At 38.2% G+C, this 22,392-nt stretch carries 21 protein-coding genes; 3 read left to right on the top strand and 18 right to left on the bottom strand.

Translation table 11 applies throughout. The features are described from left to right. Nucleotides 1-80 precede the first annotated feature (80 nt). Complete coding sequence (locus tag DS737_RS04405; protein ID WP_113996882.1) at nt 81-1,352, top strand: tyrosine-type recombinase/integrase; 1,272 nt, start codon at nt 81-83, stop codon at nt 1,350-1,352. On the opposite strand, the gene DS737_RS04400 is transcribed toward DS737_RS04405, so the two are convergent. Together DS737_RS04400 and DS737_RS04395 are read right to left on the bottom strand one after the other, a co-directional pair. Next, nucleotides 1,339-1,941 carry an SLATT domain-containing protein gene (locus tag DS737_RS04400; protein ID WP_113996881.1) on the bottom strand — a complete coding sequence of 201 codons (603 nt, stop codon included), beginning with the start codon at nt 1,939-1,941 and terminating at the stop codon, nt 1,339-1,341. The genes DS737_RS04405 and DS737_RS04400 overlap by 14 nt on opposite strands. Nucleotides 1,942-1,943: 2 nt before the next feature. Then, nucleotides 1,944-3,248 carry an SMODS domain-containing nucleotidyltransferase gene (locus DS737_RS04395; protein WP_113996880.1) on the bottom strand — a complete coding sequence of 435 codons (1,305 nt, stop codon included), beginning with the start codon at nt 3,246-3,248 and terminating at the stop codon, nt 1,944-1,946. Nucleotides 3,249-3,481: 233 nt separating this feature from the next. Between DS737_RS04395 and DS737_RS04390 the strand changes: the two genes are divergently transcribed. Beyond that, complete coding sequence (locus DS737_RS04390) at nt 3,482-4,297, top strand: hypothetical protein (protein ID WP_113996879.1); 816 nt, start codon at nt 3,482-3,484, stop codon at nt 4,295-4,297. A 94-nt stretch (nt 4,298-4,391) separates the two neighbouring features. On the opposite strand, the gene trxB is transcribed toward DS737_RS04390, so the two are convergent. The 14 genes from trxB to DS737_RS04320 all read right to left on the bottom strand — a co-directional run bounded on the left by trxB (nt 4,392) and on the right by DS737_RS04320 (nt 18,870). Then, on the bottom strand, nt 4,392-5,333 hold the full coding sequence (gene trxB / locus DS737_RS04385) for a thioredoxin-disulfide reductase (RefSeq protein ID WP_113996878.1): 942 nt from the start codon (nt 5,331-5,333) through the stop codon (nt 4,392-4,394). A 17-nt stretch (nt 5,334-5,350) separates the two neighbouring features. After that, nucleotides 5,351-6,055 (bottom strand): arsenical resistance protein ArsH, encoded by a 705-nt coding sequence (gene arsH, locus DS737_RS04380; protein WP_113996877.1) that lies wholly within the window; start codon nt 6,053-6,055, stop codon nt 5,351-5,353. 5 nt (nt 6,056-6,060) lie between these two features. Next, nucleotides 6,061-7,104, bottom strand: coding sequence for an ACR3 family arsenite efflux transporter (gene arsB / locus DS737_RS04375; protein ID WP_056514183.1), 1,044 nt, complete (start codon nt 7,102-7,104; stop codon nt 6,061-6,063). 7 nt (nt 7,105-7,111) lie between these two features. Beyond that, a complete protein-coding gene (locus DS737_RS04370) occupies nt 7,112-7,585 on the bottom strand; it encodes an arsenate reductase ArsC (protein WP_113996876.1) in 474 nt (157 codons plus the stop codon). Between the two features lie 6 nt (nt 7,586-7,591). Then, a complete protein-coding gene (locus DS737_RS04365) occupies nt 7,592-7,912 on the bottom strand; it encodes a metalloregulator ArsR/SmtB family transcription factor (RefSeq protein WP_113996875.1) in 321 nt (106 codons plus the stop codon). Nucleotides 7,913-7,971: 59 nt separating this feature from the next. Next, complete coding sequence (gene arsC / locus DS737_RS04360; protein ID WP_113996874.1) at nt 7,972-8,406, bottom strand: arsenate reductase (glutaredoxin); 435 nt, start codon at nt 8,404-8,406, stop codon at nt 7,972-7,974. Between the two features lie 146 nt (nt 8,407-8,552). Further along, on the bottom strand, nt 8,553-8,915 hold the full coding sequence (locus tag DS737_RS04355) for a copper-binding protein (RefSeq protein ID WP_113996873.1): 363 nt from the start codon (nt 8,913-8,915) through the stop codon (nt 8,553-8,555). 33 nt (nt 8,916-8,948) lie between these two features. Continuing rightward, nucleotides 8,949-12,083, bottom strand: coding sequence for an efflux RND transporter permease subunit (locus tag DS737_RS04350; RefSeq protein ID WP_113996872.1), 3,135 nt, complete (start codon nt 12,081-12,083; stop codon nt 8,949-8,951). 14 nt (nt 12,084-12,097) lie between these two features. Continuing rightward, nucleotides 12,098-13,588 (bottom strand): efflux RND transporter periplasmic adaptor subunit, encoded by a 1,491-nt coding sequence (locus tag DS737_RS04345; protein WP_113996871.1) that lies wholly within the window; start codon nt 13,586-13,588, stop codon nt 12,098-12,100. Continuing rightward, nucleotides 13,588-14,892, bottom strand: coding sequence for a TolC family protein (locus tag DS737_RS04340; RefSeq protein WP_113996870.1), 1,305 nt, complete (start codon nt 14,890-14,892; stop codon nt 13,588-13,590). Before DS737_RS04340 ends, DS737_RS04345 begins: the two co-directional genes overlap by 1 nt. 80 nt (nt 14,893-14,972) lie before the next feature. Beyond that, a complete protein-coding gene (locus DS737_RS04335) occupies nt 14,973-15,377 on the bottom strand; it encodes a hypothetical protein (RefSeq protein ID WP_113996869.1) in 405 nt (134 codons plus the stop codon). A gap of 125 nt (nt 15,378-15,502) precedes the next feature. Beyond that, entirely contained in the window at nt 15,503-17,332 is a 1,830-nt protein-coding gene (gene feoB, locus DS737_RS04330) for a ferrous iron transporter B (RefSeq protein WP_113996868.1), read from the bottom strand. After that, on the bottom strand, nt 17,322-17,579 hold the full coding sequence (locus DS737_RS04325) for a FeoA family protein (RefSeq protein WP_004655745.1): 258 nt from the start codon (nt 17,577-17,579) through the stop codon (nt 17,322-17,324). The genes feoB and DS737_RS04325 overlap by 11 nt, the downstream gene beginning before the upstream one ends. A 10-nt stretch (nt 17,580-17,589) precedes the next feature. Next, a complete protein-coding gene (locus tag DS737_RS04320) occupies nt 17,590-18,870 on the bottom strand; it encodes a cation transporter (protein WP_113996867.1) in 1,281 nt (426 codons plus the stop codon). Between the two features lie 84 nt (nt 18,871-18,954). On the opposite strand from DS737_RS04320, the gene cadR reads away from it, so the two are divergent. Beyond that, nucleotides 18,955-19,359: a Cd(II)/Pb(II)-responsive transcriptional regulator gene (gene cadR, locus DS737_RS04315; protein ID WP_004880426.1), complete on the top strand. Its 405-nt coding sequence runs from the start codon at nt 18,955-18,957 to the stop codon at nt 19,357-19,359. Nucleotides 19,360-19,513: 154 nt separating this feature from the next. Here cadR and DS737_RS04310 read toward each other — a convergent pair whose 3' ends face one another. Together DS737_RS04310 and DS737_RS04305 are read right to left on the bottom strand one after the other, a co-directional pair. Continuing rightward, nucleotides 19,514-20,407, bottom strand: a complete 894-nt coding sequence (locus DS737_RS04310; RefSeq protein WP_113996866.1) for a copper resistance protein B — start codon at nt 20,405-20,407, stop codon at nt 19,514-19,516. Beyond that, entirely contained in the window at nt 20,394-22,337 is a 1,944-nt protein-coding gene (locus DS737_RS04305; RefSeq protein ID WP_113996865.1) for a copper resistance system multicopper oxidase, read from the bottom strand. The genes DS737_RS04310 and DS737_RS04305 overlap by 14 nt, the downstream gene beginning before the upstream one ends. Between the last annotated feature and the right edge of the window lie 55 nt (nt 22,338-22,392).

Genomic DNA, 22,392 nt, shown 5'->3' with positions numbered 1-22,392 from the left:
TTTTAGCATCCTAACCAGTCTTGTCTCTTCCTGCCGTTTCTAGTATTTTATGAGGGGTAGGTTGTGGGGTAAATCAAGACATGCCAAAAAAATCTAAAGAGCTATCTGCGCTCAGTGTAGCAAAAATTAAAGCGACTGGACGACATTCTGTAGGAGGTGTTGATGGCCTTTGCTTAAATGTTGAAGGCAATTCCCGGGTCTGGATTTTGCGTGCTGTAGTAGGTAAACGCTTAGATAAAGATGGCAAGTTAAAATCTCATCGCCGTGATATCGGGATTGGTCCCTACCCTGAAGTTTCCTTAGCGGAAGCTCGTGCCAAGGCCTCTGAATTAAGACTACAAATACGAAGTGGCATTGATCCAATTGCATATAAGCAGGAACAGCTTGAAAAGCTGCATATCCAGCAGCTACGGAACAAAACATTCATGGAATGTGCAAAAATCGTTATTGCCAATAAAACTCGTGAGCTCAAAAATGAAAAGCATATTGGTCAATGGTCATCCACATTGGAAACTTATATCTATCCAACTTTAGGTGATCTTAGTATTAGTTCGATTACTAAAGTAGATATAGCAGAAGCTCTAAAATTCATCTGGATTGAGAAAAACGAAACAGCTAAACGCATTCGGGGTCGTATAGAGTCTATTTTCGATTATGCCAAGGCTATGGGATATTTTGAAGGTGACAACCCAGCCGCCTGGAAAGGTAATCTTGAGCCTATCTTAGGTAACTTAAAACAGGAATCACGCCCTCACCCATCCTTACCTTATGAACAAGTTACTGAGTTTATCCAGCACCTAAATCAGAAAAAAGGAATTTCACCGAAGGCACTAGAATTTACAATTTTAACTGCATGTCGTTCTGGCGAGGTTTTTGGAGCTAAATGGCAGGAAGTTGATCTTAAGAATAAAGTTTGGATCATTCCTAAAGAACGAATGAAAGCTGAAAAGGAACATCGTGTGCCTTTGTCTAAAGAAGCAATAAATTTACTTGAATCAATTCAAGATCATACTCAAGCTCAAGACTTTATCTTCCCTGCACCGCGTACTGGTGACATGCTTTCTGATATGTCATTGACTACACTGATCAAACGTATGCATGAGCAAAAATTTAAAAAAAATGGCTTAGGCTATATTGATCCAAAACAGAATCGAGTTATTACGACACATGGCTTTCGTTCTACATTCCGTGACTGGTCAGCTGATAAAACTGATTACCCACGTGAAGTATGCGAGCATGTACTGGCTCATAAACTGCCAGATGAAGTCGAAGCTGCTTATTTACGTGGGGCTTATCTTGAAAAAAGAAAAAGATTGATGAGCGATTGGGCAACATATATCATGCACAAATAGCCTGAAGCCATGTGGTACAGCTCAAAAAAGCTACGATCCCAATTACAAAAGCACTTAATATAAAAATAAGAGATAAAGGAATTTTATCTCTTATAAATCTGAATTTTAATTGCTCATCCATCCAACTAATTTGATGTTCCCAAAAGAATTTGTAATGAGCATACCAATTACTAAAAAGGATCTGCTTACTTATACATAAAGGGAAATATCTAGTTTCTATATCTTGTAACCTAGCTTGATAGACAGTGACATCTGAATTATCAGGTAAACATTTAACATCAAAATATAATGATTTCAATTCATTAAAAAGTTTCGTTAATTCTGTACCTGCATTTTCGTACCTATTTTTGTCTTTATCATAAAAACTAATATACAATCCACATATACCAATGATTACAAAAATAGCTGAGACTAATTTTGTTGAAAGCGCATCGATCACTAGTCCAAGAATACCAACAGCCGTGGATATAAATCCAATCCATCCTGGCATCTTCTCAATGAGATCATATGTTGCAAAATTTTTTTTTGCTCCAAATCCAACACTATATCCTGTTTCAGCAATATATTTTAAAAGCTCCGCTTTATTCATTTTTAATCCTCAATGGGCACATGAATACGGTCACGAGCAACTACTACACCATTCTGAATAATGTAACATTCAACTAAATGCTCACCATTGAAGCTCGAATATTCTTCAATGCTTTTATTTCCATTATCCCAAATAATTTGCCCACGAATACAGTTACGTCGTTTCGCCTCTTCACCTCTATTTAGAATTTTCCATTTAACTGAGTAGTTTTGTAAATTTGTTGGGGTCGTATTTTCCTCAATATAAAAACTTAAGCTACGACCATGATTTAACTTTTTCTTTCTACGTTTAAAACCTCTTAAGAAGGCAATAAACTCCCCATCTTGAGTTACTCTAGACTCAATTTTGAGTTTGTAGCGAATATCTACAGGATATTGATCCTCAATAAATTGTTCTGTATGTTCATAGCGCATATCTTCGATACGAATAGACATACTCGCTTTTTGACTTGGTGCTTTAGGAAAATTACGACCATAAATCATTCTCCATTTAGAATAAGCTTTATCATCCGTTCCCAGTGAAATCGCTTCTAAACAAAGATCATAAGCATCTTGTGCAGCATCTTGGAATTTAGCCTTAACTTTTACATCTTGATTACTACCTAAAGCCTGATAATGATCACGGTCAGGTTGATCTGCTAAAAATTTAAAAAAATCACGGCTTAACCAATCGTAATATAGATAACTCTTATCATCATATTCAGTTGTAGATTTCATAAAGTTATAAGCTAATGTATCAATGAGCAATCCTCCCATTGATATACCATGCTTATTTTTCCAAGCACGGGCCATTTTGCATAAACGACGTAAATTTCGATTTTTAGCATCATTCATGACTTTCATTTCGTCAATTTCAGCTTGTGGTTTTGTTATTTTCCAGCTTCCCCCATTATAAGTATCAGGATACTTATAAGATCCATCTTCCTGTTTAAAAACAGGTTGAACTTCAACATGAAAATTAGTGTATTGAACACATACGACTAAACGATCTACAAATACTGTAGTTCGAGGATAACGCTTCAAAATTGCATCTTTCGTATCTTTTAGAAGTTTTGATTGTCCGCCTTCCTTATATGTATCCCATTTAGAAAAAGGCATGATATACAACATATCAAGATCAGAAATACCCTTAATTGCAGTCCAACGCCCATAAGATCCTACTTGTAGACAGTGATCTGTTCTAGATTCTGTGTTACGGAACTCTTGATTTAAAGCCTTTGTGATCTCTTGATATCTACTTGAAATTTGATCTTCATTATCAACTTTGAGATTACTCAAAAAATCTTGGAACATTTGTGAAACGGACATAATTTATCCTTTTAATTCAAGATAATTATTAATATAGTTTCACTTTAGCATAACCTAATATGTTTAAAATATAACAGGCTAATTAATACGACAAATTATGACGTAGTACTGTAAATATATTTATTAAATGCTAGATATGGAAAAGTATTAGATTTAGTGATTCTCTTATGCTTATAAATTTAGATAAATCAATAAATATCATAATATTAAATATTTAGGAGGGAGTTAATCGAATGAATGAATTCTTAACAATTTTGGCACCACTTTCATCTTGGTTGGTCATGCTCCACTTAGGTGCTCAAACCATTAATCACTCTCTGTCACAGAAACAAAAAATCAGCTATCCTTTTTTATTATCTCAATATCTAATCCCTTTAAGTCTTATCTTTCTTTTTTCATATTTAGGTTTTCTCTCCGTTAATGAAAGTTTTGGTTTAACTGTCTGTATCCTTTCTGGTATTGGAACCTCGGCAGTACCTTGGGCACTTAGGGATGGAGCCTCAGCCAGTGCTGTAACTCATCGGCTGGCTTTATGCTCAACCTTTGCTTTAGTCACCCTACCATTAGCCCTATTCTTTTATTTCAATGCAGAACAAACCCAATACCATGTGCTATTTATGTTCTGTATCTTAATCGGAACATTGTGGATGCCTTGGTATCTTGGCAAGCTATTGGCGAAACATTCTTACCTTACAGCTAACGCATTGAATCTGCTTGGTAAACTTGCCACATTTTCTGTAGTTGCACTTATCTTAATCATCGCATGTAAAGAGTTACCTAAACTTCCAGATCATCCGTGGCTTGTTTTTGTTTGCCTTATTATTGTCACAGCTCAGGTTATCAGTGGTGTAATCACGGAAGCATCAAGTGGTCTTGCCACTACGACACTGATTAAAAATTTAACTCTTGCTACGCTAGTCATTATTATCAACAAGCAAACGCTTGATTCTTTAACATCAGTTGCCGCTTTCGGTGCAATTATGTATTTAGGCGTTTACCCCACACTCGCTTTAAGTAAACGAATCCGAAATAGAGAAACACTGGCGTAACACTATAAGTAGCTAAATAAAAAAACAATATAGAAAAGCTAACTCCACCCATGAGAGGTGGAGTTAGCTTGATTTATTTCAGTGAATGTATTGATTATTCTTGATTGTCTAAATACTTTTCAGCAGCCATACAGCCTGAGCCTGCCGAGGTAATTGCTTGACGATAAATGCTATCAGCAACGTCACCCGCAGCAAATACACCTGCCACAGAGGTTGCTGTTGCATTTCCTGAAGTGCCACTTTGTACTTGAATGTAGCCATCACGTAGGTTAAGTTGACCGTCAAAAATACCTGTATTGGGTTTATGACCAATAGCAACAAATAAGCCCTGAACTTCAACGTCTTGTATGCTTTCGTCCAAAGTTGACTTCAACCGAACTGAAGTAACACCAGTATTATCACCTAAGACTTCATCAACTTGATTGTTCCAAAGAATACTAATTTTGCCTTCTTTTTCTTTGGCAAAAAGATGATCTTGTAGAATTTTCTCTGAACGTAAACTGTCTCTACGGTGAACTAAGGTAACATGTTCAGCAATATTAGAAAGATAAAGTGCTTCTTCAACTGCGGTGTTACCACCACCCACGACCATGACTTTTTGGTTCTTATAAAAGAAACCATCACAAGTTGCACATGCACTGACACCTTGACCCATGAATTTAGCCTCTGATTCAAGACCCAAGTATTGTGCTGTCGCACCTGTAGCAATAATCAGTGCATCACAAGTGAATTCTTCCATGTCGCCTTTAAGCACAAATGGACGGACACTTAGATCAACTTCATTGATGTGATCATACACAATCTCTGTGCCAAAGCGTTCAGCATGGACTTGCATCCGCTCCATAAGTACAGGACCAGTTAAACCTTCTGAGTCACCCGGCCAGTTATCTACCTCAGTGGTCGTTGTTAATTGACCACCAAGTTGTATACCCGCAATTAATGTGGGTTTTAAGTTTGCGCGTGCTGCATATACAGCAGCACTATAACCCGCAGGTCCTGAACCTAAGATCACTAATTTAGAATGTCTCTTTTGCATTTCTAATCACCTAAAGTTTATAAGCTACGTTGATTGACACGCTTAGATAATTCTTCTGCCGACTCTTTTCGCTCTGAATAACGATCTGTGAGGTACTGACTTTGCCCACGAGTGAGCAAGGTGAACTTATATAGTTCTTCCATTACATCGACAATTCGATTATAGAAGGATGAAGGTTTCATCCTTCCATCTTCTTCAAACTCTAAAAAAGCTTTTGGAATAGATGATTGGTTAGGAATAGTGATCATGCGCATCCAACGGCCTAAAATACGCATCTGGTTTAAGCTGTTAAATGACTGCGAACCGCCACTAACCTGCATCAATGCTAAAGTCTTGCCTTGCGTTGCACGAATTGCACCACCTGCTAATGGTATCCAATCAATTTGTGATTTAAAAATCGAACTCATTGAGCCATGACGTTCAGGTGAGCACCACACCATTCCTTCAGCCCAAGCGAGTAAATCATGCAACTCTTTCACCTTTGGATGCTCAGTGTCCGCATCTTCAGGTAAGGGCAAACCTTTAGGATGAAAGATTTTTACTTCTGCACCAAACTGCTCCAAGATACGTCCTGCTTCCATTACTGCCAATCGGCTGTATGAACGCTCACGATTAGAACCATACAGCAGCAAAATACGAGGTGGATGATCCAACTCCTTTGCCTGTACTTTTTCTAAAGTAGGTTGATCGAGAAGATTCATATCTACATTCGGGAGAGTCATAGAAATTACACCTCTTCTTTAAAAAACTTTTTTCTGAGCCATAAAGACACGCTAACTAAAGCAATCAATACTGGCACTTCAACCAATGGACCAATCACTGTGGTAAATGCCACAGGTGAAGCTAAACCAAAGGTTGCAATCGCTACAGCCAGCGCTAACTCAAAGTTATTCCCAGCAGCAGTAAACGAAATTGCTGTTGTTTTAGGATAGTCATTCCCCATCCATTTGCTCATAAAGAAGCTAATGAAGAACATCACGATAAAGTAAATTGTCAATGGAATGGCAATACGCAAGACATCTAGTGGCAAGCTCACTACATCGTTCCCTTTGAGGCTAAACATCGCCACAATCGTGAACAATAAAGCTAACAAACTCAGTGGACTGATCTTAGGTAAGAAGACATTTTGATACCAATCAAGACCTTTGGCTTTCACTAGAGTGAATCGCGTAATAAAGCCAAGGAAAAATGGAATTCCCAAATACACTAATACCGCATGGGTAATCGTCCAGAAATCGACATTAATCACTTGCCCTGCAACACCAAAATATGGCGGTAAGAAAGTCAGAAATAACCACGCATACGTACTAAAAAATAAAATTTGGAAGATACTATTAAATGCTACCAATGCAGCTACATATTGGTTATCACCGCAGGCTAAACCATTCCACACCAAGACCATTGCAATACAGCGAGCTAACCCAATCAGGATTAGGCCTGTCATATATTCTGGATAGCTATGCAAAAAAATAATGGCTAATGCAAACATTAGTACTGGTGCTATCACCCAGTTCTGTACCAAAGACAAAGTTAAGGTTTTTTTGTCTTTAAACACTTGTGGTAGGGCTGCATAATCCACTTTGGCTAACGGTGGATACATCATCAAAATCAAACCAATCGCAATTGGAATATTGACAGAATCCACACTCATTTTATCCAAAGCGACGGAGGCTTGCGGAAAGAACACACCTATCGCAATCCCCAATGCCATGGCGATAAAAATCCATAGAGTGAGGTTACGATCTAGAAAAGATAATCTTTGTTGAGCCATGATGTTCTCATTCAATATGCGAAATTTGATTGATTGCTGCAATCAAATCTGGGCGAGACATATGAGTTGTATCTAGTGCCAATAAAGCGTCTAAGCGGCGGTTGATATGATCAACAGTAACTTGGAATGCTTTTAATTTTTCTTCTTTCGGCAAATCTAAATGTGAAGGATCAGCCAAGCCCCAATGTGCCTTAATCGCTACACCTAAATAAAGTGGGCACGCTTCTTGAGCTGCTGAATCGCAAACAGTAATCACGACGTCAGGTTGATATTGTTCGCAGTCATCAATGGTTTTGCTCCACAAACCATCTGTTGAGAGACCAAGATTTTCTAAAGTTTCTATGGTCAATGGATGTACTTGCCCGGATGGCTTACTTCCTGCACTGTATGCTTTCCACCCTTCAGGCGCACGACTGTTAAAAAGAACTTCTGACAGGATGCTACGGCAACTATTTCCAGTACACAAAAAAAGAAATTTCATATTCTATTACTCACAATAGCTATTTATTTGGATATTTTGCGAATCTTTATTTACTATGGTTTGACTGCTTACCAAAAGATTCAGAACGTCATGGCACCACGTTGGTAACTGCGGATTAATGCTGTAATACACCCATTGGCTTTGTCTTCTATCCTGTAAGAGACCAGAAGAACGCAATAACGCTAAATGCCTAGAAATCTTTGGCTGACTCAGTTGTAACTTTTCAGTCAAATCACAAACACATAATTCTTTATTCTCAGCGACTAAAGTCACGATATTGAGTCGAGTTTCATCTGATAAGCATTTAAAAAAATTAACTTGATCCATTCTTAATTCCTATTCACTTATTTGGATATACGGATAATCATATACAAAAAGTAAAATTTTTAATTCACTCGTTGACCATTTTCATCAATCACTTTTTCACCATCCTCTTTCGTAAAGGCACCCTTCTGAGGTAATGGTAGAATATCTAAGACAACTTCTGAGGGACGGCTTAAGCGAGTGCCTAATTCAGTAACAACAAATGGTCGATTAATCAATATTGGATGATCAAGCATAAAACCAAGTAACTGCTCATCACTTAAATCACTACGATCAAGGTCTAAATCCCGATATGGATCTACATTCTGGCGAATGGCCTCTCTTACTGTTAATTTTGCATCCTGAATCAATTTAACTAATTCGTCATGACTAGGTGGTGTAATGAGATATTCAATCACAGTTGGCTCAATCCCTGTATTACGGATCAAAGCCAAAGTATTGCGAGATGTCCCACAAGCAGGGTTGTGATAAATCTTCACATTTGATGAAGTTGCCATTGAGTTAAGCTCTTTTAATAATTTATAATATCTTTATATTCGAATTACCATATATATGCAACACCATATGTTTTGTTTTTTATTAGAGAATAAGGCTCTTTTGAAAAGAACCTCATTACTATCAAAATTCTATCTACTAAATCCTCCTATTTTTTTAACTTAGCAGCTACGACTGTGTATGTTTCTCCCTCAGCCTTTAATTCAAAATCAACTTTTTGCCCTACTGCAAGCCCATTCAATAATGCAGGATCAGCAACTTTAAAGCCCATGGTCATCGCAGGCCATTTAATCGCAGGAATTGCCTCATGATCGAGTGTCAAAATATTTTCTTTCGTATCAATAGCCGTAATCACTCCAACTGCTTGAGTTGTCGTTGCTGTAGATGATTCTTTACTCATCTGCTCCATAGGCGCTTCCGCTTTCTTTTGCTCTGACGCCTCATTTTTACTACATGCACTTAACGCAGTAACAGTGCCAACAAGAGCGACAATTTTAATAAATTTAAACATAATAAAACCTCTTTGAACGAAATAAGAAAACTATCAAGATTTTGATAGTTTTCTTTTGATTAAAAGTTGATATGCAGCGGGAATAACAAACATTGATAAAAGTGGAGCTGAAATCATGCCCCCAACCATAGGTAAAGCAATACGACTCATCAATTCAGAGCCCGTTCCAGTTCCTAATAGGATAGGAATCAAACCCGCCAGAATGACAGCTACAGTCATCGCTTTAGGGCGAACCCGTAGTACTGCCCCTGTACGAAGGGCATCATTGAGTTGCTGCTCAGTTAAAGATGATAAATTTTGTTGAGCATGTTCTATCGCCTGCTTTAAATAAAACAACATCACCACTCCAAACTCTGCGGCAACACCGGCAAGTGCAATAAAGCCTACTGCAATGGCAATTGAGAAATTATAATCACTGAAATACATTGCCCAAATACCACCAATTAAAGCGAATGGTAGAGTCAGCATAATCAGAGCAGCATCTTGTACTTGTCTAAAAATCAGATACAGCAATAGAAAAATGATCATCAAAGTGATTGGTATTACTACCTTTAGGCGAGCATTTGCTCTTTCCATAAATTCAAATTGACCTGAATAACTAATACTCATACCCGCAGAGCGTTTCACTTGTTGGTCAATAGACTGTTTCAAATCCCGAACAACGGAGGCTAAATCACGTCCTTGTACATCAACATAGACCCAACCACTTGGACGAGCATTCTCACTTTTTAGCATCGGAGGACCATCTGTGATTTGAATGTTGGCAACACTACTCAAAACAATTTGCTGACCTGATTGAGTCAGAATTGGTAAATTTCTTAATGCCTCAAGTGAATCTCGAATTTCTCGCGGATAACGTACATTAATGGGATACCTTGCTAACCCTTCAACAGTTTCACCAATATTTTCCCCACCAATTGCTGATGACACAATTTGCTGTACATCGGCGATATTGAGACCATAGCGTGCAGCTTCCATTCGATTAATATCGATATCAACATATCGCCCACCAGTGAGTCGTTCAGCTAAAGCTGAGCTAACACTGGGCACTTTTTTGGCAACCTGTTCAATTTGTTGTGCTACCCGATCAATATCTTGCAAATCATTTGCTGAAATCTTGATCCCGATTGGGCTTTTAACCCCAGTCGCCAACATATCAATTCTGTTACGAATAGGCGGCACCCAGATATTTGTTAAACCCGGTACTTGAACAGCTTTATCCAGTTCTTTTATCAACTTATCTGGTGTCATACCTGAACGCCATTCAGATCGTGGTTTAAACTGAATCGTGGTTTCAAACATTTCTAAAGGTGCAGGATCTGTAGCCGACTCTGCTCTCCCAGCTTTACCAAATACAGTGGCAACCTCTGGAACAGTTTTAATCATTCGATCAGTCTGTTGAAGTAATTCAGAAGCTTTTGCTGCGGACAATCCCGGTAAAGCTGAAGGCATATACAGTAAATCACCTTCATCCATATTAGGCAGGAACTCTCCGCCTAATTGCGTTAAAGGAAAAAGACTGATAAGAAAAATGAGTAACGCACCTAATAACGTTGTCTTTGGATAAGCTAAGACTTTATCTAACATAGGACGGTATATTTTGATGAGAAAACGGTTTAATGGATTCCGTTGTTCAGATGGTAACTTCCCGCGAATCCAGTATCCCATCAAAACTGGAATCAATGTAATAGATAGCCCCGCAGCAGCAGCCATGGCATAAGTTTTAGTAAATGCCAATGGAGAGAACAATCGTCCTTCTTGTGCTTGCAAAGTAAAAATGGGAATAAAGGATAAAGTAATGATGAGTAAACAGAAAAATAAAGCAGGCCCAACCTCACTGGCAGAACGAGTAATGATGTCCCAACGCTCTTGTATTTCTAAAACTCGATCAGGATGTTCATGTTGCCAAGCTTCGATATGCTTATGTGCGTTTTCGACCATAACCACAGATGCATCAACCATAGCACCAATCGCGATTGCAATCCCACCCAATGACATGATATTGGCATTTAGTCCCTGATAATACATCAATAAAAAGGCTGACAAGATTCCCAAAGGCAAAGAAACAATCGCAACCATTGCTGAACGTAAATGCCAGAGGAATAGCCCACAAACCAAAGCCACTACAATAAACTCTTCAATTAATTTATGGCTGAGATTCTCTACCGCCCGATCAATCAATTGACTGCGGTCATACACAGGAACAACTTGTACACCTTTCGGTAGACTTTGTTGTAATTCAGCAAGTTTTTCTTTTACAGCAGTAATGGTTTCACGTGCATTTTTACCAGCACGTAAAATCACAACACCTCCAACAGTTTCCCCTTGTCCATTGAGTTCAGTAATTCCACGACGCATTTCAGGACCGAATTGAATCGTTGCAACATCTCCAAGAGTGATTGGAACACCTAAATCGTTTGTACGTAACGGAATCTGCCGAAAATCTTCTAATGTTTTTAAATAACCTGAAGCTCTCACCATATATTCAGTTTCAGCCATTTCTAGGACTGAACCGCCAGTTTCCTGATTTGCCTTTTGAATTGCTTCAATTATGCTTCGCTGAGATATACCGAATGCTGCCATTTTGGTTGGGTCTAAAACAACTTGATATTGTTTAACCATCCCCCCAATTGTGGCGACCTCAGCCACATTTGGTACTGTCTTCAGTTCATACTTCAAAAACCAATCTTGTATGCTTCGCAGTTGTGAGAGATCATGTTGTCCTGTTGGATCAACCAAAGCATATTCGTAGATCCAACCAACACCTGTAGCATCTGGTCCTAATGAAGATTTTACATTTGCAGGCATTCTTTCTTGTATTTGATTGAGATATTCCAATACACGAGAACGTGCCCAATAAAGATCAGTATGTTCATCAAAAATGACATAAACAAACGAATCACCAAAAAAAGAATAGCCCCGAACAGCTTTAACACCGGGTACTGATAACATGGTCGTTGTTAAAGGATAAGTCACCTGATTTTCAACAATTTGTGGTGCTTGACCGGGAAAATTAGTTCGCACAATCACTTGTACATCAGACAGATCTGGCAAAGCATCAACCGGAGTATTATTGACAGCCCAAGTTCCCCAAACGGCAAGAACTACAGCAGCTAATAAGACAAATACTCGATTTGCAATTGAAAAACGAATAATACGGGCGATCATAATGGTTCTCCCGTTTAGTTCTGCATAGATGTCATAGACATCTTGGAAATGTCAGAAATAACATAAGCATCCCCAACACGTGTAAAACTAAAACTGACCTGCTCGCCTTGCTGAATTTGGGTAAATGGTTGTACTGGTTGTTTAAAGCTCATGGTCATAGCCCCCCAACCCAATTCAGCAATTGCCTGATGTGAAATGGTAATGTCTTGAGCTGTAACTTTTTCCACTTTACCAATGCCTTGGTATATTGATGCCTTAGTCACTTGAGATGATGTAATCGATTGTCCAGTGTTCAACTTATCCAGTACACCCTGTAAATTGGCCTCAGAATCAATTAGGAATTGTCCCGAAATCACGATTTTCTGACCAGCGTTCAAACCCTGTAGAATTGCTATTTTATTTCCGTCACTCTGTCCTAACTGTACAACAACAGGTTCGAAACGCCCTTTTTCATGTGCGACAATAATAATATTACGAGTACCTGTACGTATAACAGCTTGCTCTGGCACAACTAAACTGCTTTGAGGATTGTTGGAAAATTTGACAGAAGCAAACATTCCGGGCTTGAGTTGTCCCTCTCTATTGGGTAACTCAATACGAACTTTTATGGTTCTGCTTGTAGTATCTAATGTCGGTAAAATATCAATGACTTTGCCAGACACTTTTTGAGGGTACGCAGCAAAAGTTGCTTCGATTTTATCTCCTCGCTTTATCCCAGCAATTTGCGTTTCAGGCACTGCTGCTTCTAACCAAATTGGATTAACGCCTTTAATGATGGCAAGTGTTTGCCCCATAGCTAAAGCCATTCCACTACGAACTTCTAGTGAGTCAATGAATCCACTCAAAGGAGCACTCAAAGTCATATTAGACTGTACTTGATGTGTCCGTTCGACTTGATGGATCACATTTGGTGGGATTCCTAGAAGCTGTAGGCGTTGTCGACTTGCTTGAATAAGAGAACGGTCTCCTATTTTGAGTACGGCCAAAAACTCAGTCTGTTCCCCAGTCCATTCAGGGATGGAAATATCAGCAATCGGACTCCCTTGAGTAACTATATCCCCGACTGCATAACCATAGACACGTTGGACAAAACCGCTTGCCCGTGTTTGCAGAATTGCCACCTGTCGCTCATTCGCTTGTAATATGCCATTGGTTAACAAGGTATTGCCCATTACAGCCTGTTCGACTGTGGCATAACGGATGGCTAGATTTTGTTGAAGAGCTGGATCAATCTTTACTCCTGCACTATCAGTTATTCCAGAAGTACTTTCATCCGCATACTTAGGGACTAATTGCATATCCATAAAAGGGGATTTCCCCGGCTTATCAAAATGCTGTTCTGGTTTCATTGGATCGTACCAGTACAACACATTAGCAGTTGCCTGATCACTTACAGTTTGCTTTTTATCATTTTGATGCGCATACCAATATCCAACCCCACTACCGACTCCCAAGCTGCCCACAATCAAGCCAGCAATTACAAATGCCAATTTATTTTTTAACATTATCTTGACTCCTCAGCATGGTTTAAGGTGGGTTCTACAAAAGAAAAATAGAGCTGGGCTTTGATAATTGCTTGCTGTTGTTGTAAATCGATGAGACGTAATCGCTGATTTAGTAATGCTTGTCGTGTCTCAATGACATCTGACAAATTGGCTTTACCAGCCTGATAACTTGCTAACTGTAAAGTTACTTTTTCTTTAGCCAAAGGAAGTGTACTTTGAATGGTACGTTGGATTTGTCTTTCAAGAGCTTTTAAATCCGATAGCCCCTCATCTAACATGGTGAGATGGTCGCGGTATTTTATCTCCTGATCTGCTGTAATCCGATTTTGTTCAGCTAATGCTGCCTGAATGAGCGGACCACTACGTTTTTTAGAAAATATTGGTAGTTCTGTTGTCAGTTGTACACCAATCATATCTCCAAATTCAGGAGCACGATGCTGATAGGCAAGCTCAATACCCCAGTCTGGTTTTTGAAGGGCTTGGGCTTGCTTAAGCTTTGCTTCAACAGTTTGCTTTTCTGCTTGGAATGCTTTTAGTTCAGGGTGTTGATGCAGATGATGATATAAACGTGATGTATCAAAATTAATTATAGGTTCTTGGGTAGGCAAACTTTCTATTTCAGTTGTACCACTAGAATCCTCACTGATTAATCGGTGTAATTCTAGTTTTGCCTTGTTTATATCTCGAAGCAAATCATCTTTTTGATCAAGTAAAACAGTTTTGTCCAGCCTAGGGGAAATTGTATTAGCAACCATGGTTCGACCAGACGCAACCTGTGTTTGTGTAATCTGGGATAGCAATCCATTTTCTGAAAGAAGGTCATCATATAACGCCAGTTTACGCTCAAGATAAAAACGCTTAAGCCATGCCGATGCTACTTTTTGACGTAACTCAATTCGCAGAATTTCTGTTTGAGCATTTGCTGAACCCAATTCAGCTTTTGCTAATTCAACTTCAGCTAATCTTTTGGCACGATTTGGAAAATCTTGCATGATGCCAATCTTTTGCATCGTCATCCCCTCTTGTGTGACAGACCATGCCGCATCACCTGATACAGGGTAATTATCGAGGCCCACAAATAGTTTAGGATTGGGCAAAATACCTGAAGCTGAAACTATATTCTCAGCACCTTCAATCTGAGCACTATTAGCTCTTAGAGCAGGCGCATATCGCTCAGCAAGCTTCAATGCTGTATCCAAAGTCAGTGGCTGGGCATAAGCATGTCCATAACTCAAGAAAAAACAGATCGTCGCAATCGAGCATCCACCCCATTTTAGGGACAGCTTTCCTTTATTAAAGTTCATATTTTTAGCTCTAAAATGATGTACACGCGCACGTGCAGAACACCCATAGAAAACTCTATGAATGATGAAGATCCATCAAATCAGTTAGAGCGTGGGGGTTTCCATAAATTGGAAAGATCAGATGAGATGAAATTTTGATTTAATGGAGAAAAAGTAGACTGTTCCGCAGGTAAAGAAATCATCGACTGCAAAACATCCAGCGCTGTAGATGTATATGCAATTTTAGAAAATGACATAATACAATCTTGCTTAGACATACATGATGGATCATGTAATTGCTTCTTAATCTTTACCTCAGCTTTCATACAATCCATGTGCATAGCACTTGCTTTTTCATGATCTTCAGAATTCATCATTTGCATGGATTGTGTATCTTGAGATGACATTAAACATGGGCTATGTACAGATGCAGCTGCTGCTGCCGATCCTACAATTAGGATAGCAAAAGATAAAAACAGCGATAAGCATGTCCTTAACAAGTGCATAACATCAAGACCAAAATTTAACCTTTTTAGTTTTACAGATTATCCTGTAAATAACAATCCTATAATTAATTAAACTAATTCTTTAAACAGCGGTTGTTGGTTTATATCAACAACCGCCTTCTAAATTAAAACCGACTTATAACTTGATAAGTTATAAAGGAAAATAAATAAGCCAATGAAAAGAGATAAACAGCCATTACGACTGGTTGTTTCCAACTCCCTGTTTCTCTTCGAATGGTCGCTAGTGTTGCTAAACAATGCGGGGCAAAGATAAACCAAACTAACAATGACATACCTGTCGCTAGCCCCCATCCATCCGAACCAGATATTTGAGATAATAAAGTCTGGGTAACTGCATCTTCATCACCAGACATTGCATAGATCACCCCTAACGCAGCAATAATCACTTCACGAGCTGCCATTGCAGGAATCAAAGCAATACAAATTTCCCAAGTAAATCCAATCGGAGCAAATATTGGATGGATTAGATGCCCTAACTGTCCAGCAATACTATAATTGATTGGTGGCATTGTTGGATTATCAGGTGGTAAAGGGAACGTTACCAAGAACCATAATAAAATAGAAAGTGCGACAATAATTCCACCAACTCTTTTTAAGAATATAGTTGCTCTATCATAAAGCCCCAAAGCTACATTTCGAACATCTGGAATACGGTATGTAGGTAATTCAAAAATGAAAATACTTTCAGTTTTATCTTTTCTGACTAATTTCAGGAATAAAGAAACCAATAAAGCGGATACGATTCCTGACATGTAAAGCCCGAACAAAACTAGACCTTGTAAACTGAGCCAACCATAAACCAACTTATTTGGAATGAATGCAGCGATCAGCAAAGCATATACAGGTAATCGTGCAGAACAAGTCATTAAAGGTGCAATCATAATCGTTGCTAAACGATCTCTTTCAGAGCTAATACTTCTAGTCGCCATGACTCCGGGAATTGCACAAGCAAAGCTCGAAAGTAGTGGAATAAATGAACGCCCACTTAAACCAGCTTTAGACATCAGCTTATCTAACAAAAAAGCAGCTCTAGGTAAGTATCCCGATTCTTCTAAAATTAAAATAAAGAAAAATAAGATCAGAATTTGAGGCATATACGCGAGTACACTACCAGCACCTGCAATTACACCATCAACGACCAAACTTCTTAAAAGTGGATGAGTAATCAGAGGTCCTATCGCCCCACCAAACCATGAAATCGAATCCTCAACAAAGGAAATTAACGGTTGAGCCCAAATAAAGACAGCCTGAAACATTACAAACATGGTAAAGGTCAATATTAATAATCCAAAAACTGGATGTAAGAATATTTTGTCCAAGAAAGCCGTTCGTTTATCACCATTATCATTTTTCAAGATGACTTGTTTTGTAATATATTTGATTTGGTCAAAGTGACTCAGATCAGAATGATAAGGGGCAACAAACAAATTCTTTTGATCCAATTGGGTCAATAGCCCCTGAATGCCTTTTGTTTTTACAGCTACTGACTCAACAACAGGAATACCTAAAAGCTGAGATAGCTTCGTTGTATCAATTGAAATCCCACGCTTTCTAACCTCATCCATCATGTTAAGAACAAGTAACATTGGTCTGTTTAAAGCCCTGACTTCAAGTACAAGACTTAAATGAAGATGAAGATTCGTAGCATCGACAACACATACAAAAATATCAGGTATGACTTCGCCTTTTAATTCACCAAAGCATACTGCTCTAGTTACCTCCTCATCTAAACTGCTCGGTTTTAAACTATAAGTCCCAGGCAAATCCAATACTCGAACGGTATCACCAGATGGCAGTTTAAAAAATCCCTCTTTCCGTTCTACCGTTACCCCAGCATAATTTGCAACTTTTTGACGAGTCCCTGTGAGGGTGTTAAAAAGTGATGTTTTACCGCAATTAGGATTACCAACAAGTGCAATATTTTTAGTTTCCATTGGTAATCTCTACAAAAATTCGTTCTGCTTCATTTTTTCTTAAGGCGAAACGTGAGGTTTCGATTTGAACTAACACAGGATCACCACCAAAAAGCCCTTTCGCAAGCACTTGTAAGGATTCACCTACTCTAAAGCCCAGCAGTTCTAAACGCTCCAGAACAGGATCATTTTTATCTTGATACTGTTCACCCTTTTTAAGATCAATGATTTTTACAGTCTGGTCTTGCTTTACTTGAAATAAATTCATTGTCAGCACCCTATTTCAACGCCAAAATTTTTCGAGCGCCATTCAGTACAAACAGTGAAACAAGAATACCAATAATCAAATCTGGGTAAGCTGAACCAGTCCATGCGACCAGTACACCTGCCAAAATTACTCCCATATTAACGATTACATCATTTGCAGTGAATATCCAACTTGCTTTCATATGGGCACCTCCATTTTTATGCCCTGTTAGTAAGTAAAGGCAGGCAACATTTGCAATGAGTGCACATAAAGCAATAATAATCATTATGCTGGATTCAGGTTCACTACCTAGAATAAAACGCCTAATCACGTCAACAATAACAACAAGAGCCAATGATAATTGAATCCATCCTGCAAAATGAGCTGCTTTTAATTGGTATTTAGCTGCCTTTCCAACTGCGTAAAGTGCTATACCGTAAACGGCAGCATCTGCAAACATATCAAGAGAATCCGCAATAAGTCCCGTCGATGCTGCAATGATGCCACTTATGAACTCAATAAAAAAAAGAACACCATTAATCGCTAGTAATAATTTTAGGACTTTCGCCTGCTTAGTCGGATCTGGCGTTTCAGGCAATTCTCCAGTAGCTTTTACTGTTTCCACAAGCTTTGCACCAAAACCGAGTGCTTCAAGTTTTGTAGTAATTTCACCAATCCCATTTGTATGGAAAACGACCAACTGCCTTTGTGCTAAATCAAAGGATAAACCTTTAACTTCATGTAAGGGAGAAAGAGCCATTCTTACCATTTGCTCTTCTGCCGAACAATCCATCTTCGGAATCAGGAAAGTACTGGCTTCTTGTGCATGCTCTTTATTTTCATAAACTTCAGTTTTATTTAATTTTGCTCCAAATCCAAGAGCTTCAAGTTTTGCAGTGATTTCATTACTTTCACCATTATGCAGAACTTTTAGGTTTCGGTTCGGTAAATCAAAAACCAACCTCTTAACGTCTACCAATGAAGATAAAGTCATCCGAACCATTTGTTCCTCTGCGGAGCAATCCATTCTGGGGATGTTATAGTCACTGATGAAAGTCGCTGTATCTTCACTCCCCCTAATCTTTTCAGGTGAAGTTATCGAATCTGAACCACAGCATGAATTCGACTGCTTACTACCGCATGAATCTTTTTCATCAGGGTTAGGTTCTTGCTGTACCTCATTATCGCAACAAGAACTTTCACTTTCTTCTGTAGCTAAATCTTTAATTTTACAAGAATCTGTTTTTGATTCATTTTGTTTTTGCTTAGTGTCTTCACAAGAACTTTCTTGATTACAACCGCAACCACTCATTGATGTGCCTATAGTCATATCTTCACGTATTGCATATTAAAATCCCTATAGCTACTATAGAGTCAATAGATTAGGTGACTTGAAATGAACTTAAAAATTGGTGAATTATCCCAGCTATCTGGTTGCCCTGTTGTTACAATACGGTTTTATGAAAAAGAAGCTTTATTACTAGCCCCTAATCGTTCGGAAGCTAATTATCGACTTTATAACAAGGACCACTTAGAGCGGCTTCTATTTATTCTTAATTGCCGAACTTTGAATATGAGCTTGGACGAAATTAAAATTTTATTAGCATACAAAGACAAACCTTGTGGAAACTGTAATTCTATTAACATCTTAGTTGATAAACATATTCATCAATTAGAACAAAATATCCAAAAACAGATTCAGCTTAAGCAACAACTTTCTGATTTAAGAAGTAAATGCTCTGGTTTTTTGGAAATTAACTCTTGTAAAGTACTTGAAGGGTTATCCGTAAGTTTAAAATAATTAAGATTAGACCTCTTGCGTAAGTGCTATTTTCAATGATTTTAGAATTGATCAAACTTAATAAAATCAATACTTACATCTGATTATTTTTTGACTTTTGCAAGAGGTCTAATGAACAATGGAATATCACCATTATTCATTCTTAATGAAATATTTAGAAAACTAATTCAATCCCTGCCCCATATAACCACCCCTTTTCAGAATCCGTAGCTTTTTGAAAAGTTGTTAATTTCTGTCCTTTTTCATATTGATAAGCGACATCAACAAATGGTCTTATACGCTTATTAATCTCGTAACGAGTTTTTATACCTGTCTTTAATTCAGACAAACCTGACTTTGTAGCAAAATCAGAACTATCATTAAGCACAATATCTGCTGCAATATATGGCTGAGTAATTAGCTTTTGAGTGAGTAATAGATCTCGATCAAACTCAAAACTGGCTCCCCAAAAATTATTTTCACCACCATAAAGGTAAGCTTTTGTCTCAAAGAAATAAGGAGCAAGACCTAATAGTCCAATAACGCCATCAATGCGATTACTATTACGGTTATTTTTGTCCTCACTATACCTTACCCCTGCTTGTACATCCCAAAATGGTGCAACATTTCTACTGTAAAGAGCTGAGACATCATATTTGGGATCACTACTCTCCGCTTTATTCATATTAGCTTCAACAAACATTCGATTTTCATCTGTTCCAATCAATGCTTCGAAACTCGAACCTAAGCTGCCCTTACCATCTTTATCAACTATCCACCCATTGGAAAATTTAGTTGTTTGATAGATTTGCCCACCATGCTCGTTCAAATGTTTATTATGATTTTGGCTAAAAGCTAAAGTTTCAAGCTCTTTGCTGTTTAAAGACTTTTGATCAGTATTACGTTCAACATAGCCTAATCCACCTGATTCTCTTAAAAGCACATTCATACTTGACATACTCTTATTTAGATTTTCAGTCGAATTATCATTCGCAAATGCCATACCTGCTAAACCAAATAAAGCAACAGATAAAATTGTTTTTGAATATAACTGTTTAGTGATGTGCATGTTGATTCACTCCCTCATGGTTAGTTTGGGGTTTGGCAACGATACTTTTCGTATCATCATCATTGCTATCTACATTTGCCACAATGAGTTTGTTCATCATTCCAGCTGCCATGTGATATAACAAATGGCAGTGGATAGCCCATTCACCCAATTCATCAGCAGTAAGTAAAGTTGTAACTGTTTTCCCCGGTGGCACAATGATCGTGTGTTTATTTGGCATATTACTTGGATCTTGACCATTTTCAAGCTGCATAAACATACCGTGCAAGTGCATTGGGTGAGCCATCATACTGTCATTCACAAATTTCAAGCGTATACGTTCCCCATATTTCACTTTGAATGGTTTTGTTTCATTAAACTTCTTACCATTAATTGTCCAAATATAGCGCTCCATATTCCCACCAAGACGGATTTCCATTTCACGTTCAGGGGCACGAGTATCTGGTTGAGGATTTAGAGATTGTAAGTCACTATACTGGAGTGCTTTTTGACCAACGGGTGTTGAAGCATTCGCCCAACCATATACAACATCACCATTCTTTTCTTGTGTAGATGCATTAGATGTAGTCATTTGCATGGTATGGTTCATATCTGACATAGATTGATCATTAGAACTACCTGTCATAGATGACATATCGTGATCCATGCCTTTCATTGAAGACATGTCATGGTTCATACCTGACATAGATTGATCATTAGAACTACCTGTCATAGATGACATATCGTGATCCATACCTTTCATTGAAGACATGTCATGATCCATATCCATTCCAGACATTGGCTGATCTTTTGAGCCACCTGTCATAGCCGACATATCGTGATTCATGCCCGCCATAGAAGACATATCATGCCCCATCCCCATATCTTCCATAGTTAATAAAGAACGGGGACGTGACTTCGGCATTTTGATTTGATTTATTGGAGGAGTATTTTCATCATGTAATGAACCAACTGAAAAACCACTCCTATCAATTGATTCTGCTTCAATTTGATAATTTGATTGTTTGGGTTCTACAATAACATCATACGTTTCAGCCGTTCCTATTCTGAATTCATCAACCGGAATAGGTTTCACTGGTTGCCCATCTGCACTGACTACCGTCATTTTCAAGTTAGGGATTCTGACGTCAAAGAATGACATTGCTGAGGCATTAATAAACCGAAGACGTACTTTTTCACCCGTCTTAAAATTACCAGTCCAATTTTGTTCTGGAGTCTTACCATTCATCAAAAAAGTATATTTTGTCACATCAGACATATCAGTCTTGAGCATTCGCATCTGGTTCCACATCGAACGGTCTTGCCATGTTGCTTTTAAACCATCTTTTTTAATTTGTTTAAAAACATCAAAAACAGTTTCACGACGGTTCTGATAATAGTCAGCTTCTTTCTTTAGATTATTCATGATTTTATCACTAGTTGAATCATGAAAATCCGAGAGCAATACAACATAATCCTTATCTGTTTTCTCAGCTACAGTTAAAGGTGTCCTATTTTTTGGGTAAATGACTAACGGACCATACAAGCCCTCTTGCTCTTGACCTTTACTATGCGAATGATACCAATAGGTACCATTTTGGCGAACCTTAAACTTATATTCATAGGTCTTATTAGGGGCAATACCATCAAACTGATTGAATCCAGGTACACCATCCATAATGCCAGGTAAAATCAAACCATGCCAATGAATCGAAGAATCTTGGTTTTTTAACTTGTTATGAACACGAATAACAGCATCATCACCTTCCTCAAATTCAAGAAGAGGTGCAACAAATTTTCCGTTGACCGTAATTCGTTTTAAAGGCTTACCTGTGATATTCACCGTTTGCTCAGCGATTGTTAAATCATATTCTTTAACCGCTGCCATAACCCAAGTCGACGAAAATAAACCGACTCCTATTAAAAGGACATGCGTTAATTTTTTAGACATTTATTTCACCTATCTAATATAAAGATGGGGAGCTCAAGCAAACCAATTATTCGCT

It is taken from the genome of Acinetobacter haemolyticus, assembly GCF_003323815.1.
Classification (GTDB): Bacteria; Pseudomonadota; Gammaproteobacteria; order Pseudomonadales; family Moraxellaceae; genus Acinetobacter; species Acinetobacter haemolyticus.
Note: the sequence above shows the minus strand (reverse complement) of the source record. Positions and strands in the feature narration are given on the sequence as shown.

Bases quoted from the DNA above. Each gene is read 5' to 3' on its own strand.
- DS737_RS04320 (WP_113996867.1), bottom strand. From the start codon at position 18,870: ATGAGTGGTTGCGGTTGTAATCAAGAAAGTTCTTGTGAAGACACTAAG.
- DS737_RS04365 (WP_113996875.1), bottom strand. From the start codon at position 7,912: ATGGATCAAGTTAATTTTTTTAAATGCTTATCAGATGAAACTCGACTC.
- DS737_RS04370 (WP_113996876.1), bottom strand. From the start codon at position 7,585: ATGAAATTTCTTTTTTTGTGTACTGGAAATAGTTGCCGTAGCATCCTG.
- DS737_RS04325 (WP_004655745.1), bottom strand. From the start codon at position 17,579: ATGAATTTATTTCAAGTAAAGCAAGACCAGACTGTAAAAATCATTGAT.
- arsH (WP_113996877.1), bottom strand. From the start codon at position 6,055: ATGACTCTCCCGAATGTAGATATGAATCTTCTCGATCAACCTACTTTA.
- feoB (WP_113996868.1), bottom strand. From the start codon at position 17,332: ATGGAAACTAAAAATATTGCACTTGTTGGTAATCCTAATTGCGGTAAA.
- cadR (WP_004880426.1), top strand. From the start codon at position 18,955: ATGAACTTAAAAATTGGTGAATTATCCCAGCTATCTGGTTGCCCTGTT.
- DS737_RS04395 (WP_113996880.1), bottom strand. From the start codon at position 3,248: ATGTCCGTTTCACAAATGTTCCAAGATTTTTTGAGTAATCTCAAAGTT.
- trxB (WP_113996878.1), bottom strand. From the start codon at position 5,333: ATGCAAAAGAGACATTCTAAATTAGTGATCTTAGGTTCAGGACCTGCG.
- DS737_RS04405 (WP_113996882.1), top strand. From the start codon at position 81: ATGCCAAAAAAATCTAAAGAGCTATCTGCGCTCAGTGTAGCAAAAATT.
- arsC (WP_113996874.1), bottom strand. From the start codon at position 8,406: ATGGCAACTTCATCAAATGTGAAGATTTATCACAACCCTGCTTGTGGG.
- DS737_RS04350 (WP_113996872.1), bottom strand. From the start codon at position 12,083: ATGATCGCCCGTATTATTCGTTTTTCAATTGCAAATCGAGTATTTGTC.
- DS737_RS04305 (WP_113996865.1), bottom strand. From the start codon at position 22,337: ATGTCTAAAAAATTAACGCATGTCCTTTTAATAGGAGTCGGTTTATTT.
- arsB (WP_056514183.1), bottom strand. From the start codon at position 7,104: ATGGCTCAACAAAGATTATCTTTTCTAGATCGTAACCTCACTCTATGG.
- DS737_RS04310 (WP_113996866.1), bottom strand. From the start codon at position 20,407: ATGCACATCACTAAACAGTTATATTCAAAAACAATTTTATCTGTTGCT.
- DS737_RS04355 (WP_113996873.1), bottom strand. From the start codon at position 8,915: ATGTTTAAATTTATTAAAATTGTCGCTCTTGTTGGCACTGTTACTGCG.
- DS737_RS04335 (WP_113996869.1), bottom strand. From the start codon at position 15,377: ATGCACTTGTTAAGGACATGCTTATCGCTGTTTTTATCTTTTGCTATC.
- DS737_RS04400 (WP_113996881.1), bottom strand. From the start codon at position 1,941: ATGAATAAAGCGGAGCTTTTAAAATATATTGCTGAAACAGGATATAGT.
- DS737_RS04345 (WP_113996871.1), bottom strand. From the start codon at position 13,588: ATGTTAAAAAATAAATTGGCATTTGTAATTGCTGGCTTGATTGTGGGC.
- DS737_RS04390 (WP_113996879.1), top strand. From the start codon at position 3,482: ATGAATGAATTCTTAACAATTTTGGCACCACTTTCATCTTGGTTGGTC.
- DS737_RS04340 (WP_113996870.1), bottom strand. From the start codon at position 14,892: ATGAACTTTAATAAAGGAAAGCTGTCCCTAAAATGGGGTGGATGCTCG.